Origin of the sequence: Dietzia sp. SYD-A1, from assembly GCF_015356725.1 — a bacterium.
Taxonomy (GTDB): Bacteria; Actinomycetota; Actinomycetes; order Mycobacteriales; family Mycobacteriaceae; genus Dietzia.
The window spans coordinates 1-1,535 of the sequence record NZ_JADDKI010000392.1; the positions used below are offsets into that span (position 1 = coordinate 1).

Below are 1,535 nucleotides of genomic sequence, written 5' to 3' on the forward strand. Positions count from 1 at the left end.
GGCCTCGTCTCACGCGGGCTCGAACCCGGCGGCCGGGTGATCGTCTGGGCGCCCAACACCCGCCACTGGATCGTGGCCGCGCTCGGTGTGCAGTACGCCGGCGGGACGGTGGTCCCCGCCAACACCCGCTACACCGGTAGCGAAACGCTCGAACTGGCGCAGCGGACCCACGCCACCGCCGCGGTCGTGGCGGGCGCCTTCCTCGGCACCGAGCGGATCGCCGAGTTGACCACGGCCGCGGGCGGATCGCTCGCCACCGAGACCGACCTGCGGACGATCGTGCGAATCCCCCTCGACGGCGGTGACACGGCGGACGCCGACCTCGCCGTCGTCGACTTCACCGACCTGCAGGCGGAGGCCACCGACTCCGCGCTCGCGGAGGCCGACGCCCGCGCCGACTCGGTGACGGGTGACGACGTGGCCGACATCCTGTTCACCTCCGGCACCACCGGCAAGAGCAAGGGCGTGGTGGCGCTGCACCGCCAGACCGTCGCCGGTGCGCGCGCCTGGGGGTCGAACGGCGGGCTCACCGAGCGCGACCGCTACCTCATCGTCAACCCGTTCTTTCACAGTTTCGGCTACAAGGCCGGCTTCCTGGTCTGCGTCCTCTTCGGCGCGACGGTCATCCCGCTGGCCGTGTACTCACCCACCGAGACCATGCGGCTCGTACAGGAGGAGGGCGCCACGGTCCTCCCGGGCGCCCCCACGATCTTCCAGACCATCCTCGACGCCCCCGACAGGGAGGAGTTCGACCTGTCCTCCCTTCGGCTGGCGGTGACCGGCGCCTCGGTCGTCCCGGTGATCCTGGTCGAGAGGATGCAGTCCGACCTCGGGCTGGAGACGGTACTCACCGCGTATGGACAGACCGAGACGATGGGCTTCATCACCACCACCACCGCGGACGACGACGACGTCACCGTGGCCACCACGTGCGGGCGCGCCTACCCCGGCATGGAGATCCGTATCGGCGAGAAGGGTGAGATCCTCACCCGCGGCGAGATGGTCATGCAGGGATACCTCGACGACCCGGAGAACACCGCCTCGACCATCGACCCCGACGGTTGGCTCCACACGGGCGACGTCGGCGAGATCGACTCCCGCGGCAACCTGCGCATCACCGACCGGCTCAAGGACATGTACATCACCGGCGGGTTCAACGTCTACCCCGCCGAGGTCGAACAGACGCTCGCGCGCCTGGACGGAGTGGTCGAGACCGCCGTCATCGGCGTCCCGGACGACCGGATGGGCGAGGTCGGCAAGGCCTTCGTGGTGCGCCGCGAGGGCTCGTCGCTCACCGAGGAGGACGTCCTCGGGTTCTGCCGCGAGCACCTGGCCAATTTCAAACGCCCCCGCGCCGTGGAGTTCGTGGAGTCCTTCCCGCGCAACGCCTCGGGCAAGATCCTCAAGACCGATCTCCGATGACCGCGGGCCGCCGGCCGGGAGCCGTCCTGGTCACCGGCGCGTCGGGCGGCATCGGCGGCGCGGTGGCGCGCCGTCTGGCCGTCGAGTTTCCCCGGTCCCCCCTCGTACTGGGG

Annotated in this window: 1 protein-coding gene; it reads left to right on the top strand. The window is 70.6% G+C overall.

Annotation, left to right across the window (positions count from 1 at the left end; genetic code table 11):
- A partial coding sequence (locus IY392_RS14375) for an AMP-binding protein (protein WP_194861579.1) occupies positions 1-1,422 on the top strand: 1,422 nt, incomplete at its 5' end.
- Positions 1,423-1,535 lie beyond the last annotated feature (113 nt).